Origin of the sequence: Thioalkalivibrio sp. ALE23, assembly GCF_000378545.1 — a bacterium.
GTDB lineage: Bacteria > Pseudomonadota > Gammaproteobacteria > Ectothiorhodospirales > Ectothiorhodospiraceae > Thioalkalivibrio.
Genome location: NZ_KB900032.1, coordinates 511,324 through 525,069, shown reverse-complemented (window position 1 = coordinate 525,069; position 13,746 = coordinate 511,324). Strand labels below are relative to the sequence as shown.

11 protein-coding genes are annotated in these 13,746 nt (G+C 68.8%); 3 read left to right on the top strand and 8 right to left on the bottom strand.

Annotation, left to right across the window (positions count from 1 at the left end; genetic code table 11):
- Positions 1-20: 20 nt before the first annotated feature.
- The 7 genes from F573_RS0106170 to parE form a co-directional block, all read right to left on the bottom strand.
- Positions 21-914 carry a carbamate kinase gene (locus tag F573_RS0106170; RefSeq protein ID WP_019021861.1) on the bottom strand — a complete coding sequence of 298 codons (894 nt, stop codon included), beginning with the start codon at positions 912-914 and terminating at the stop codon, positions 21-23.
- A 14-nt stretch (positions 915-928) separates the two neighbouring features.
- The gene (locus tag F573_RS0106165) at positions 929-2,368 is read right to left on the bottom strand and encodes a Fic family protein (RefSeq protein ID WP_019021860.1); all 1,440 of its coding nucleotides are present in this window, start codon (positions 2,366-2,368) and stop codon (positions 929-931) included.
- A gap of 178 nt (positions 2,369-2,546) precedes the next feature.
- Entirely contained in the window at positions 2,547-4,175 is a 1,629-nt protein-coding gene (locus F573_RS0106160; protein WP_019021859.1) for a hypothetical protein, read from the bottom strand.
- Positions 4,176-4,185: 10 nt separating this feature from the next.
- The gene (locus tag F573_RS0106155) at positions 4,186-4,542 is read right to left on the bottom strand and encodes a DsrE family protein (protein ID WP_018870237.1); all 357 of its coding nucleotides are present in this window, start codon (positions 4,540-4,542) and stop codon (positions 4,186-4,188) included.
- 94 nt (positions 4,543-4,636) lie between these two features.
- Positions 4,637-4,870, bottom strand: coding sequence for a hypothetical protein (locus F573_RS0106150; RefSeq protein WP_019021858.1), 234 nt, complete (start codon positions 4,868-4,870; stop codon positions 4,637-4,639).
- Between the two features lie 60 nt (positions 4,871-4,930).
- On the bottom strand, positions 4,931-5,185 hold the full coding sequence (locus F573_RS0106145; protein WP_018870239.1) for a Smr/MutS family protein: 255 nt from the start codon (positions 5,183-5,185) through the stop codon (positions 4,931-4,933).
- Between the two features lie 12 nt (positions 5,186-5,197).
- Positions 5,198-7,084, bottom strand: a complete 1,887-nt coding sequence (parE, locus tag F573_RS0106140) for a DNA topoisomerase IV subunit B (RefSeq protein WP_019021857.1) — start codon at positions 7,082-7,084, stop codon at positions 5,198-5,200.
- Positions 7,085-7,402: 318 nt separating this feature from the next.
- Here parE and trxA point away from each other — a divergent pair, with 318 nt between their 5' ends.
- Positions 7,403-8,392 (top strand): thioredoxin, encoded by a 990-nt coding sequence (gene trxA, locus F573_RS0106135; RefSeq protein WP_019021856.1) that lies wholly within the window; start codon positions 7,403-7,405, stop codon positions 8,390-8,392.
- Between the two features lie 57 nt (positions 8,393-8,449).
- Here trxA and F573_RS0106130 read toward each other — a convergent pair whose 3' ends face one another.
- A complete protein-coding gene (locus F573_RS0106130) occupies positions 8,450-9,808 on the bottom strand; it encodes a diguanylate cyclase (protein WP_019021855.1) in 1,359 nt (452 codons plus the stop codon).
- 178 nt (positions 9,809-9,986) lie between these two features.
- Between F573_RS0106130 and F573_RS0106125 the strand changes: the two genes are divergently transcribed.
- Both F573_RS0106125 and F573_RS0106120 read left to right on the top strand, forming a co-directional pair.
- The gene (locus F573_RS0106125) at positions 9,987-10,970 is read left to right on the top strand and encodes a TAXI family TRAP transporter solute-binding subunit (RefSeq protein ID WP_019021854.1); all 984 of its coding nucleotides are present in this window, start codon (positions 9,987-9,989) and stop codon (positions 10,968-10,970) included.
- Complete coding sequence (locus tag F573_RS0106120) at positions 10,963-13,728, top strand: TRAP transporter permease (RefSeq protein WP_019021853.1); 2,766 nt, start codon at positions 10,963-10,965, stop codon at positions 13,726-13,728. Before F573_RS0106125 ends, F573_RS0106120 begins: the two co-directional genes overlap by 8 nt.
- The last annotated feature ends 18 nt before the right edge of the window (positions 13,729-13,746 follow it).

Here is a 13,746-nt window from a genome sequence, read left to right as displayed (position 1 = left end):
CGCAACCGGGGGCACGTCCGTTACGGGGTCACCCGGGTCCCGGCGGTCCCGGCGAGGAGGGCCGCGGCCGACTCCAGCGCCCCGATACCCGCGATGCGGCCACCCGCGGCCACCCGCCGCGCCGCATCCAGCTTGGGCCCCATGGACCCCGGCGGCCATTCGGCCGGATCAATGTCGCTGCCCTTCAGGCGGTCCAGCCGCCGGGCCCGGTCCGTGCCCCAGTCGGCATAGACCGCATCGACATCGGTGAGCATCAGCAGGGCATCGGCCTCCACCTCGGCGGTCAGCAGGGCCGCAGCAAGATCCTTGTCCACCACCGCCTCCACGCCCGAGAGCCGGCCGTCGGCATCGCGCGCCACCGGCACCCCGCCGCCGCCGGCACACACCACCAGGGTCCCGGCAGCCGCCAGGGTCCGGATCGCCGGCACCCCCAGCAATGCGCGCGGCTCGGGCGAGCCCACCACCCGCCGCCAGGCCCTGCCGTCGCGGGCGATGCGCCAGCCACGCTCCTGTGCCAGGCGCCGCGCGGCCTCCTCGGCGTAGGTCGGTCCGATGAACTTGCTCGGCTCGTCGAAGGCCGGGTCCCGCGGGTCGACCTCGGTCTGCGTCAGCAGGCTGGCCACGCGATCATGCCCCAGCGCGTTGTGCAGCTCCTGCGCGAGGATATAGCCGATCATCCCGTGGCTCTCCGCACCCACCACGTCCAGCGGCCAGGCGATGCGGTCGCATTCCGCCTGGTTCGCCAGCAACCCCACCTGCGGGCCGTTGCCGTGGGTCACGATCACCTCGTGCTCCGCCGCCAGGCCGGCGATGGTCGCGGCCGCGCGCCGCGCGTTGTGCCTCTGATTCGCGGCCGAGGGCGTCTCCCCCCGCTGCAGCAGTGCGTTGCCCCCCAGGGCGACCACGATGCGCATGCCCGTACCTCCCGTCAGCCGTCAATGAGCCTGAATGCCTGCTGCCAGGCCTGCTCGATCCGTTCGAGTTCATGATCCTCGATCTCGCCGAACTGTCCGCGCTTGTTCCGTGACAGCCGCCCTTCGTTCTGGTGGAGAAGACGCAGCAGCAGATCCAGACGCCGATCCGGCAGATCCACGATCTCGCGCACCGCGCGGCGTGCAGCGTCATGACCGCGAAGGAAACGCAGTTCTTCCACCAGATCTTCCCGGACGGTGCGGGCCACCGTTTCCGCGAGGTATTCGGTCTGCGCCGTCAGATCGGGGTAGCGATAGTAACTGGCCACCTCTTCCGGATTCAGCAGCTCCAGCCGCCCTTCGGGGTCCAGATGGTAGTCGACCCGCTCCTCCATCAGCGGCCGCGAGTAACGCTCCAGCACCGCGTCGTATTCGGTAATCCGACGCAGCATGGTGGCCGATACCGGAAGCATGAGATTGCCTTCCACGAATCCGTCGCGATGCAGCAGATCGTGGATCAGGAAACGATGGAGCCGCCCGTTACCGTCTTCGAACGGGTGAATGAAGACAAAGCCGAACCCCACGGCCGCGGCACGAACCAGCGGCGAAAGTCCGCGACTCCGCGTAGCCACCGTCGCCAGGCCTTCCATCATCGAGACCAGCCATCCGGGCGGAGGGCATACGTAGTGCACACGCTGCGTGAAATCCGGCCGCTGCTCGCCCACGTAATTCTGGACAGAGCGAAAACCGCTTTCCGCATAGCGCGGGTCCACCACCAGATTCTGGCGCCGTGTCAGGCCGGCCTCGTCCAGCAGCTCCGCGAGCGGCACCCGCCCTGCTTCACGCAGCAATGCCACGAAGCGCTCGAGACGCCCGGAGACCGGTTCCGGCTCCTGTTCGATCCCGTAGGTCGAGCGCGTTTCCTTGAGGTAGAGATAGTCGTTGGCCCGGGCAAACAGTTCCGGTGGAAATGCCCCGAGCAATCCGGACAGCTCCTCGGTCAGCGGCTGGGCAAGGGCGTCTTCCAGTCGCTGCGTCCGACGAATGACCGGGCAGAAATCACCATTGCCAAGAAGGTTGTCCCGGACCCGCCAGCGCCGATCGAATTCCGGCTCCGCTGCGGTCAGGTAATGGTCAGGGTTCAGTGCATCCACATAGTTACCGCCCGCTGTCCGCGAGACCGCGAGGCGCTCCCCGGTCAGGCGTTCGTAGAAGAACCCCATCAGCCGCCGATAACGCCCGGTGGGCTTTTCGCTCACCGCCTCCTCGATCGGTGCGGGACCACAGGCGCGAAACAGGTCCGCGAGAACCGCCAGATTCACGCCCTCGTGCTTCAGGGCGAATTCGAGCTGGTTCGCGAGCGCATCCCCGGGGTCGTACTGCGGCGGATATTCGCGCCGGACCGCGCCGTCCTCCTGCCATGTTTCACGCAGGCGCGTGCCCGGACTCGACGACACGGGCAAAGGGGCGGACGGCAATCCGAATGTCCGAATCAGCCACCGATAACCCAATGAGCTCATACGCCGTATCCATGGTGTTCAATGGCCCAAGACTGCAACAAAATCGATTCAGGCGAAACATTTGTGTTACAAAAATCCAAAATCGCAACAAAACGATTACGCAGCCGTCGATTGATCAGAAAGCGTCGCCGTAATCTTCGTGCAGCCAGTCGCGCAGGTCCTCGAACCCGGGGATGTCCTCGTCCCCGGTGGCCGGCGGCAGCTCGAAACCGTCGTGGAAGCCGCGAGCCCGGAACGGCTCCAGCAGCTCCGGGTCCCCGGAGATCACGTGCACCGGCACCGCCCACGAGGGGTCCGGGCCGGTGACCAGGGCCGCCGGCTGGTGGTCGCCCGGCATCAGGAACAGGGTATCCTCGTCCACATGGTCGCGCGCCCAGTGGCCGCTGACCTCCAGCGAGTAGCGCACCGCCTCGGCGTAATAATCGCGGACGCGGTCGAAGTCCCGCCACAGGACCTCGGGGGCGGGCCCGGCCCCGGCCTGTTCGTGGAACACCCGCCCGTCGTCCATCGCATCCGGGTCGTCCAGCACGTCCAGCACCGGGGTCCACGGGGCGTGACTGCTGACCAGCGCGAGCATCGCGAACACCGGCGCCTCCCCGCCCTGCGGGTCCGGCCGCACATCCTGTTCGAAGCGCCACCAGGTGAATTCGTCGGGCATGGTGACCCAGAAGAACGGGGGCCCGCGGTAGTCCATGCCGTCGCGGTCCAGGATCCGGTCCCAGCCGAACCAGCGCCCCTGCGGCCAGTCGAGGGTGATGGCCGGGGCCAGCATGGCCGTGTGGTGGCCGGTGGCCGCGAAGTCCTGCACCAGGGTCGCCCGCTCGCGCTCCTGCAGCCGGCGATACTGCCCGGCATGCCGCACGGCCACGCCCGACAGCAGGGAGGCATGCGCCAGCCACGACTGCCCGCCGGCGATGGGGGCCTCCATGACCCCGGTCACCGCGTGCAGATCCCGCGCGGCGAGATCCTCCTGCAGCGCCTCCAGGGTCGGCTCGATCACCTCGGCATAGCGCGGGATCTCCAGCGCCGAGACCCCGTAGGACTCGATCAGACCCACCACCACGTCGACGCCGGCCAGGCCCTCCAGCGGCCGGGGTTCGGCCAGCCGCGGATCCGCCTCCAGCCGGTGCGCCAGCACCCGGTCTTCGCGCCGCGCCTCGCGCATGCCGTCGACCTGCTCCGTCACCAGCGCCACCGCCGGGGCCGCCGTGCGCGGCGGCTCCACACCCGTCGCGTGGCCCGCGAGCCCGGCGAGGCCCGCGCCCAGCAGCACGAAACCCGCGCTACGGGACATGACCGGGCGCGCCAGCAGACGCGCCAGCGACCACACCGCCAGCCCGATCACGGCCAGCAACGCCGCGACGGCCAGGATCACGCCGACAGTGGGCAGGTTGCCGGTCAGCAACCGGAAGACGGCATCCAGCAGGCCGATGTCCACGTAGACATTCAGCGGACGGGCGAGGCTGACCCGGGCCAGCGCATCGAACAGCGCCAGTACGATCAGTGCAAGGAGGGCAGAGGCCACGACCCGCGCCAGTACGCGCGCGGTGGCCAGAGGAAGAACGGCGAACAGTCCGGCCAGGACCACGGCCTCCCAGGCCAGCCACCCCGGCCCCGGGCCCGCGTGGCGCGGGATGTCCAGGGCCAGGACCAGCCCGTTCAGGAGCAGCAGGGTCAGCAGGACGCGGACCCCGCCGGGGACGGCGCGCAGGCGCCGGCCGGACTGTTCGGGCGGGAAGCTCAACCCGCCCGAATCAGAAGCTCATCGAGCGATCAAACTCGGCCACCGCCTGCACGTAATGGCCCATGCCGGCGTATTCGGCGGTGGCCAGGAAGTTGTCCGGGGTCACGTCACGACCACGGCCGCAGGCCTCGCAGACCCACAGCGGCACGCCGGCGTCGACCAGATCCTCGACGATGTCCTTCATCGCCGGCATGTTGTGGCCGACGATCTTGTCGTAGACGTTGCGGTTGGCGATATTCGCCGCCTCGCCCTGCAGCCATACGGTCACGTCGTGGCCCTGATCCTTCGCCACCTTGGCGGCGATCATGCCCAGCGTGGCGCGGGTGGGGTCATCGGTTCCGGCGGTAACGGCAACGATAAAGCGCATGGTCGATTCTCCTGTGTCGTCGCGTGTCGGCCTTGCGGCCGGTTGGCGGACCCGGCGGGTCCGTTGTTGTTACAGCAATCCGCAGCGTACCCGATCAGGCGCCGGTCCGGCTCTGGCGGGCCAGACGCAGCGCCATCAGCAGCCACGGCAGTCCGTGCAGCAGCAGACCGCCCCAGCCCGCCGCACCGGCGAGTTCACCGGCCAGCAGGTCGCGCACCAGTCCGGCGATCGCCGGCTCCGGCTGCCAGGGCCACAGGCCCACGGTCGCCACGATCAGGGCGAACAGCCACAGCGGCAGGCGGTCGAACAGGCGCAGAACGGTCGGCATGGCGCGCATCCTATCGCATACGAACGGCGGCGCCGCATGCCCCGACACGGCGGCGCGAATTCAGTGGCGAAAATGCACGAACAGCCGACCGTGATTCTTCGAATCCTTCTCCACCCGGTGGTAACGCGCCTTGACCTCCGGCTGCTGCAAAAAACGCAGCACCCGCTTTTTCAGCTGCCCGCTGCCCTTGCCGTGGATGATCTCCACGGTCTTGATGCGTTTCTCGCAGGCCTCGTCGATCGCGCCGTTGAGCGCCTGATCGATGCGCCGGCCATCACGAAAGCATTCGTGCAGGTCGATGGAAAGCCGCGACATACGGGCCTCCGTTCACACGTCCACGTCGGCCAGGTGCCCCTTGCCCTCCAGCCAGGCGCGGCGTTCCCCGGCGCGCTTCTTGCCCAGCAGCATGTCCATCAGGCTGCCGGTCTCCTCGGCCGAATCCAGGGTCAGTTGCACCAGACGGCGGGTGTCGGGATTCATGGTGGTCTCGCGCAGCTGCATCGGGTTCATCTCGCCCAGCCCCTTGAAACGGGTCACCGCGACCTTGCCCTTCAGCTTTTCCGCCTCGATACGCTCCAGCACTCCGGCCTTTTCGTCCTCGTCCAGGGCATAGAAGGTCTGCTTGCCGACATCGATTCGGTACAGCGGCGGCATGGCCATGAACACGTGGCCCTGCTCCACCAGCGGGCGGAAATGCTTCAGGAACAGCGCGCACAACAGCGTGGCGATGTGGGCGCCGTCCGAATCGGCGTCCGCGAGGATGCAGATCTTGCCGTAGCGCAGCCCCTCCAGGCTCTGCGTCCCCGGATCCACGCCCAGCGCCACGGCGATGTCGTGGATCTCCTGCGAGGCCAGCACCTGGTCGGGCTCCACTTCCCAGGCGTTCAGGATCTTGCCGCGCAGCGGCATGATCGCCTGAAAATCGCGGTCGCGCGCCTGCTTGGCGGAGCCACCGGCGGAGTCGCCCTCGACCAGGAACAGTTCGGTGCGCGCCAGCTCCTGGCTGGCGCAGTCGGCCAGCTTGCCCGGCAGGGTCGGGCCCTGGGTCACCTTCTTGCGCACCACCTTGCGCCCCGCGCGGCTGCGCTTCTGCGCATTCTGGATCGCCAGCTCGGCGATGCGCTCGCCCTGCTGCGGGTGCTGGTTGAGCCACAGACTGAAGGCGTCCTTGATGACCCCGGAGATGAACGGCGCGGCCTGGCGCGAGGACAGCCGTTCCTTGGTCTGCCCGGCGAACTGCGGATCCTGCATCTTGAACGACAGCACGCTGGAGACCCGTTCCCACACGTCCTCCGGCGCCAGCTTGATCCCGCGCGGGATCAGATTGCGGAATTCGCAGAACTCGCGCACCGCATCGGTCAGCCCGGTGCGCAGGCCGTTCACGTGGGTGCCGCCCTGGGTCGTGGGGATCAGGTTCACGTAGCTCTCGGATACCACCTCGCCACCTTCCGGCAGCCAGGTCACCGCCCAGTCCACCGCCTCGCTGTGGCCGGAGACCGACCCCATGAACGGCTCTTCCGGCAGGCGTTCCAGCCCCTCCAGGGCCTCCACCAGGTAATCGCGCAGGCCGGCCTGATAGCACCACTCGCAGGCCTCGCCGGTGGTCTCGTCGCGAAACGTCACGGTCAGGCCCGGGCACAGCACCGCCTTGGCGCGCAGGATGTGCTTGAGCCGCGGCACCGAGAATTTCGCCGAGTCGAAGTACTGCGCATCGGGCCAGAAGTGCAGCGTGGTACCGGTATTGCGCTTGCCGACCTCGCCGACGGCCTCCAGGTCCTGCAGCTTGTGTCCGCCGGCGAAGGCCATCTGCCAGCGCCGGCCGTCGCGCCGGATGTCCACGTCCAGGCGCTCGGACAGCGCGTTGACCACCGATACCCCGACCCCGTGCAGCCCCCCGGAGAACTGATAGCTCTTGTCGGAAAACTTCCCGCCAGCATGCAGCGTGGACAGGATCACCTCGACCCCCGGGCGGTTCTCGCGCGGGTGCAGGTCCACCGGCATGCCGCGCCCGTCATCGGTGACGGACACCGAGTCGTCCTTGTGCAGGACCACGTCGATACGGCTGGCGTAGCCGCTGACCGCCTCGTCCACCGAGTTGTCGATGACCTCCTGGGCGAGATGATTGGGACGCGCGGTGTCGGTGTACATCCCCGGGCGCTTGCGCACCGGGTCCAGCCCCTCGAGGACTTCGATGTCGGATGCGGAATAGCTCACTCAGGAACCCCTTTGTTGATCATGCCCTTTGCCGGGGCCGCCCGCACAGATCGCCACGGCGCTGCGCGCCTCGCGATGACGGTACCTGAGCGCCGGTCATTGCGAGGCCCGAAGCGGCCTCCGGGCCCGGCCTGCCGAACAGCGCCGTCATTGCGAGGAGCGAAGCGACGAAGCAACCTCCGGACGCAACCCGCGGCCCCGCGCGCCGCACAGTGCGCAGCGTACCAGAGCTCGCGGGGGCGGGGCTGCTTGCAATCGCCGGGACGATCCCAACAATGCACCGCATATCCCGTATTCCGATCTTTCAGGAGGTTTCCGATGACCGAAGCCGAAAACGCCACCGGCGATGCCATTCTCGACGTCAACCGCGACAGCTTCCAGCAGGCGGTGCTGGACGAATCGCACCGGCGTCCGGTGCTGGTCGACTTCTGGGCCGCCTGGTGCGGACCCTGCAAACAGCTGATGCCCCTGCTGCAGAAGATCGCCGAGGATTACGGCGGCGCGTTCCGGCTGGCCAAGGTCAACAGCGACGAGAATCAGGAACTGGCGGGGCAGTACGGCGTGCGCAGCCTGCCCACCATCATGTGCTTCCGTCACGGCGAGGTGGTGGATCAGCAGATGGGGGTGCAGCCGGAATCCACCATCCGCGAGATGATCGATCGCCACGTCGAGCGTCCCTCCGACGCCCACCGCCAGCAGGCCCTGGCCGCCCTGCAGGCCGGGGACGCGGCAGGCGCCGTGCGTGCGCTGGAAGAAGCCGTGGCGGTCGATCCGGGCAACAAGGACCTGCGCGCCGAGCTGGCCCGCGCGCAGATCCGCGCCGGCGACACCACGGCCGCCCGCGCCACCCTGGAGTCCGCGCTGGAGGCCTTCCCCGAAGACCCGGATCTGCGCATCGAACTGGCGCGCGCGCTGTCTCAGGCGGGTGACCCCGACGCCGCCGAGGCGCAGCTCAATCAGCTGCCGCTGAACCGCGCCGAGGATGATGCGGTGAAGACCCTGCGTGCCCACCTGCGGTTCTCCCGCCGGGCCGCCGGCGCCGACCCGCAGGCGCTGACACAGGAGATGCAGCAGGGCGATCCGGCGCCGGAGACCCTGGAAACCCTGGCCGCGTATTCCATGCTGCACGGTCGCTACGAGGAGGCCCTGGGCCTGTACCTGGAGCTGATGAAGCAGCACCCGGATTACAAGGACAACGAGGGCGACAACGCCGGCAAGAAAGGGCTGCTGGCGGCCTTCGACGCCCTGGGCAACGACAACCCGCTGGTCAGCCAGTACCGCCGCAAGATGATGGCCGCGATGTACTGAACGCCCCCTCGCGGGCAGGCACCCTGCCCCGCGGGAGCAGGGGGGGAGCGGCCCGGGTCAGTCGGCGGTGGCGACCCGATCGCGGCCGGCGTTCTTGGCGGCGTAGAGGGCATCATCGGCCCGGCGCACCAGGCGCTGGTAGTCCGGGTGGCCGTCGTGACTGGCCAGTCCGATGCTCACGGTCAGCCCGAGCTGCTGGCCATGGGCACCCTGGAACGGCTCGGCACGGACCGCGGTGCGCAGTTTCTCGGCGATGCGTTCGGCATCGCGCGGAACCACGTCCACCAGCATCATCAGGAATTCCTCGCCGCCCAGGCGAAAGAGGTAATCGCCGGCCCGCGAGTTGCTGACCAGCAGCGTGGCGAACTGCTGCAGGATGCGGTCGCCGGTCTCGTGGCCATGTTCGTCATTGACCCGCTTGAAATAGTCGATATCCAGGGCCAGTACCGCGAAAGGGGCATGGGTCTGCTGTACGCTGGCAATGTGCCGTCCCAGCACCACGGGCAGGAACTTGCGGTTCAGGGTCCGGGTCAGGACGTCGCGCCCGGACTCCAGTTCGTTGCTGCGCTCGAACAGCTGACCCAGATGGTAGTCGATGCTGCGGACCTGCTCGCGCACGTCACGCAGGTAATCCTGCCGCTGCCGGGCCTCGACGCAGACCAGCGAAGGCAGCAGGAACTCGTCGATGCGGGCGATGGCCTCCAGCACCCGCTCGGTTTCCGCGGCCCCGCCAAAGGCGTCCACTCCCTTGTGCCGGAACCACAGGCCGAACTCGGAGGCCGCCAGCCGCGGCAGCTGCTCGCCCGAGGCCCCCATGGCCAGATCGAACATCAGCCCGTTCTCCCAGTCCAGCAGGCAGGCCCGCTGGCGGTCTTTCTCGCTGGCGAGGTTCTCCGACACCGCGAACAGACGGTAGGCCTCCTCGGCGCGGGCGTTGCGCTCATGCGAGCGTGAATAGGCGTGGCTCATCAGCTCCATCGCCATGTCGATGCTGTCGGAGACGTGACGCGCCGCCTGCAGCCGCATTTCGTACCCCATCGCGGAATCCAGCTCCAGCAGGGTCAGGAACTGCTCCTTCACGCAGCGCGCGCCGCGCATGACCAGATGGATGGGGATGGAGATGCGCGCGTGGATGCCGCCCACATGGGCCTGGCGCGCGGCCTGTTCTTCCACGCCGCTGCCGCTCTCCACCGAGAAGATGCCTCGGATCCATTCCTGCAGCGACGCGTTCAGCCGCGAATTGACGTCCTCGTGGTCGAGGAACACGCAGGCATCCGGGTCCGCCAGCATCTCGACGTAGAACCGTTCCGCAAGCGAGGCACGGTGCTGCTCCGCCAGCTCGCGCACGCGGCCGCGCACCGGCCCGGGGCAGCGTTCGAGGCGCCGCTGCCACTCGTCGACCAGCTGCTGCGCCACCGCCCCTGCCGGCTCTCCTTCAGACATCCTTCACTCCTGGTCGCATGGCGCGCACCGGCCTCACGCCGGTCGCGGGGTGCTCATTGAACGCCCCGCCGTGACAGGCGTCAACGCGAGCGTGCACATTGATCAGCGTTTCCCTAGACTCCCGTCGATCAGGCGTCACGAGGAAACGCGAATGAACCGGTACGGCGGATGCAACGGTCCGGCCCTGCTGCTCGGCCTGCTGGGGGTGCTGCTGGCCCTGCCGGCCGCGGCCGGACAGGCCTTCGTGAACATCGGCACCGGCGGGGTCACCGGAGTGTACTACCCCGCCGGCCAGCACCTGTGCCGACTGTTCAATGCGGCGCGCGACGAACACGGCATGCGCTGCACCGCCGAAAGCACCGGCGGCTCGGTGTTCAACCTGAACATGATCCGTTCGGGCGACATGGACTTCGGCGTGGCCCAGTCGGATCTGCAGCACCACGCCTACCACGGCAGCGGACGCTTCGAGGCCTTCGGCCCGGCGCATCACCTGCGGGCGATGTTCAGCCTGCACCCGGAACCGCTGACCCTGGTGGTGCACCCGGACTCCGGCATCGAGGGGCTGGATGACCTGCGCGGCCAGCGGGTGAACATCGGCAACCCCGGTTCGGGTCAGCGCGCGATGATGGAAGAACTGCTGGACGAACTCGGCTGGGACCATGACACCTTCGCCCGGGTCGCCGAACTGCCTTCGCGCGAACAGGCCCAGGCCCTGTGCGACAACCGGGTGGATGCCTTCGTGTTTTCCGTCGGGCACCCGTCGGCTGCGATCCAGGAACCCATCGCCACCTGCGACGCGCGCCTGTTCTCGCTTCAGGGCGAGGCCATCGACCGCCTGGTGGACGAGACCCCGTACTACATGGCCGCCGAGATCCCCGCCGGGACCTATCCCGGGCAGGACGAAACCATCCGCACCTACGGGGTCGGCGCGACCCTGGTCACCTCGGAGCGCACCAGCAACGAGGCCGCCTACGCCCTGACCCGCGCGGTGTTCGAGAACTTCGATACCTTCCGCGGCCTGCACCCGGCGTTCGCGGGACTGGAGCGCGAGGCAATGGTCGACGAAGGCCTGTCCGCGCCGCTGCATCCGGGGGCGCGGCGCTATTTCCGCGAGGCAGGATGGATCCATGACTGAGCCCGAACGCACACCCCCGCAATCCGCCGCCCCGCAGGAGATCGAGACCGGCGCCCGCCATCCCGGCACCGCGACGCGCAGCCTGATCTTCGTGGTCGCGGTCGCGTGGTCGCTGTTCCAGCTGTGGATCGCCTCGCCGCTGCCGGATGCGCTGGACTGGTTCACGGTGTCGGACACCGACGCCCGGGCGGTGCACCTCGCGTTCGCGGTGTTCCTCGCCTTCCTGCTGTTCCCGGCGCTGCGCCCGGGCGGCGGGCGCGCGGTGCTGCCCCGCAGCTTCGGTGTGGCCTACGCCCTCGGCGGGCTCGCCCTGCTGGGTCTGGGGGCCTGGCAGTTCATCGGCCTGGAACGTCTGGGCGAGGTCTACGCCGCGCTGGGCGCGGCCCTGCTGCTGGTGGCCTGGCCGCTGCTGCGCGGGCGCGATCCGCTGGACCGGGTCCCGGCGTTCGACTGGCTCTATGCCGCGGTCGCCGCATTCAGCGCGCTGTATCTGTACCTGTTCCACGAGACTCTCGCGGACCGCGCCGGCGCACCCACCGAAGTCGATCTGATCGTCGCGGGGATCGGCCTGATCCTGCTGCTGGAGGCCGCCCGGCGGGTGCTGGGGCCGGCGCTGACCATCATCGCGGCGATCTTCCTGTTCTACACCTTCGCCGGGCCGCTGATGCCCGACCTGATCGCCCACCGCGGCGCCAGCTACCCGCGCGCGATGGCTCAGCAGTGGCTGTCCAACGAGGGCGTGTTCGGGATCGCCCTGGGGGTCTCCACCAGCTTCGTGTTCCTGTTCGTGCTGTTCGGCGCGCTGCTGGAACGCGCCGGGGCCGGCGACTACTTCATCCGCGTGGCCTTCGCCCTGCTGGGGCATATGCGCGGTGGCCCGGCCAAGGCCGCGGTGATCGCCTCGGGCATGACCGGACTGGTCTCCGGTTCCTCGATCGCCAATACCGTGACCACCGGCACCTTCACCATACCGCTGATGAAACGCGTCGGCTTCCCCGCGCACAAGGCGGGGGCCATCGAAGTCGCCAGCTCGGTCAACGGCCAGCTGATGCCGCCGGTGATGGGCGCAGCCGCGTTCCTGATGGTGGAGTACGTGGGCATCACCTACGTGGAGGTCCTCAAGCACGCCATCCTGCCGGCCCTGATCGCCTACATCGCGCTGCTCTACATCGTGCACCTGGAGGCCTGCAAGGGTGGCATGGAAGGCCTGCAGCGCGCGGTCGGCGGGACCCTGCGCGGGCGTCTGATCGCCTTCGGCCTGACCCTGAGCAGCCTGATCATCCTCGCCGCCGCGGTGTACTGGGGTCTGGGCTGGATCAAGGACGTGGCGGACGAGCGCGCCGCCTGGATCATCGCCGGACTGCTGTTCGCGGCCTATCTGGTGCTGCTGTGGATCGCCGCGCGCGAGCCGGACCCCGAGCCGCTGGACACCGACCGCCCGCTGCCACGCATCGGCCCCACGGTGCTGGCGGGCATGCATTTCATCCTGCCGCTGGTGGTGCTGGTCTGGGCTCTGGTGGTGGAGCGCCTGTCCCCCGGCCTGGCCGCGTTCTGGGCGGTGGCCTTCATGATCTTCATCGTACTGACCCAGCGGCCGCTGGTGGCCCTGTTCCGCCGCAGCGGCGGCCTGCTGCAGGCCACCTGGGCCGGAATCTGGGAACTGTTCAACGGGTTCGCCACCGGCGCGCGCAACATGATCGGGATCGGGGTGGCCACGGCGGCGGCCGGAATCATCGTCGGCACGGTGGCGATGACCGGGCTCGGGCTGGTGCTGACCGACGTGGTCGACACCCTGTCCGGCGGCAACCTGCTGCTGGTCCTGCTGCTGACCGCGCTGATCAGCCTGATCCTCGGCCTGGGCCTGCCGACCACGGCCAACTACATCGTGGTGGCCACGCTGATGGCCCCGATCGTGGTCGAACTGGGCGCCCAGAACGACGTCCTGATCCCGCTGATCGCGGCCCATCTGTTCGTCTTTTACTTCGGCATCATGGCCGATGTCACCCCGCCGGTCGGCCTCGCCTCGTTCGCCGGCGCGGCCGTCGCGAAGGCGGACCCGGTTCGCACCGGCCTCCAGGCCTTCGCCTACAGCCTGCGTACCGTGGCCCTGCCGTTCTTCTTCATCTTCAACAGCCAGCTGCTGCTGATCGGGGTGGACAACGTGTTCCAGCTGGCGCTGGTGTTCTTCGGCTCGCTGGCGGGGATCCTGGCGTTCACCGCGGCCACCCAAGGCTGGTTCCTGACCCGCAGCCGCTACTGGGAGTCCGCGCTGCTGCTGGTGGTGGCCTTCACCCTGCTCGCACCCACCGTGCTGATGGACCGCATCGCGCCGGCCCATGTCAGCGAGGACCCGGCGACCCTGACCGAGGTGGTGGACGCGGCTCCGGACGGGGCCAGCCTGCGCCTGCGGGCCACCGGCCTGGATCTGGAGGGACGCGAGGTCACCCGCACGGTGATGTTCCCGCTGGGCGAGCGGCGTGACGACCCGCTGGAGCGCCTGTCCGAGGCCGGACTGGACGTGGATCCGGAGGAAAGAACGCGCATCCGCACGGTTGCTTTCGGCAGTCCCGCCGCCCGCGTAGGCTTGGAAGGTGGCTGGGAGATCACCGCGGTGCTGGTGCCCGCGGAGCGTCCCAGTCCCTACTGGTTCTACCTGCCGGCGCTGGCCCTCGGGCTGATGGTCGCGTGGAACCAGCGCCGGCGCGATCCGCCTGCGGGGCCCGGCCCGGCAACGGCGGCGCCAACGCTCCCGGCCTGAACCGCGCGGGTCCGGTCC

Excerpts from the sequence above, each read along its gene's own strand:
- F573_RS0106125 (WP_019021854.1), top strand. The coding sequence starts at position 9,987 with ATGAACCGGTACGGCGGATGCAACGGTCCGGCCCTGCTGCTCGGCCTG.
- F573_RS0106155 (WP_018870237.1), bottom strand. The coding sequence starts at position 4,542 with ATGCGCTTTATCGTTGCCGTTACCGCCGGAACCGATGACCCCACCCGC.
- F573_RS0106120 (WP_019021853.1), top strand. The coding sequence starts at position 10,963 with ATGACTGAGCCCGAACGCACACCCCCGCAATCCGCCGCCCCGCAGGAG.
- F573_RS0106170 (WP_019021861.1), bottom strand. The coding sequence starts at position 914 with ATGCGCATCGTGGTCGCCCTGGGGGGCAACGCACTGCTGCAGCGGGGG.
- F573_RS0106145 (WP_018870239.1), bottom strand. The coding sequence starts at position 5,185 with ATGTCGCGGCTTTCCATCGACCTGCACGAATGCTTTCGTGATGGCCGG.
- trxA (WP_019021856.1), top strand. The coding sequence starts at position 7,403 with ATGACCGAAGCCGAAAACGCCACCGGCGATGCCATTCTCGACGTCAAC.
- F573_RS0106150 (WP_019021858.1), bottom strand. The coding sequence starts at position 4,870 with ATGCCGACCGTTCTGCGCCTGTTCGACCGCCTGCCGCTGTGGCTGTTC.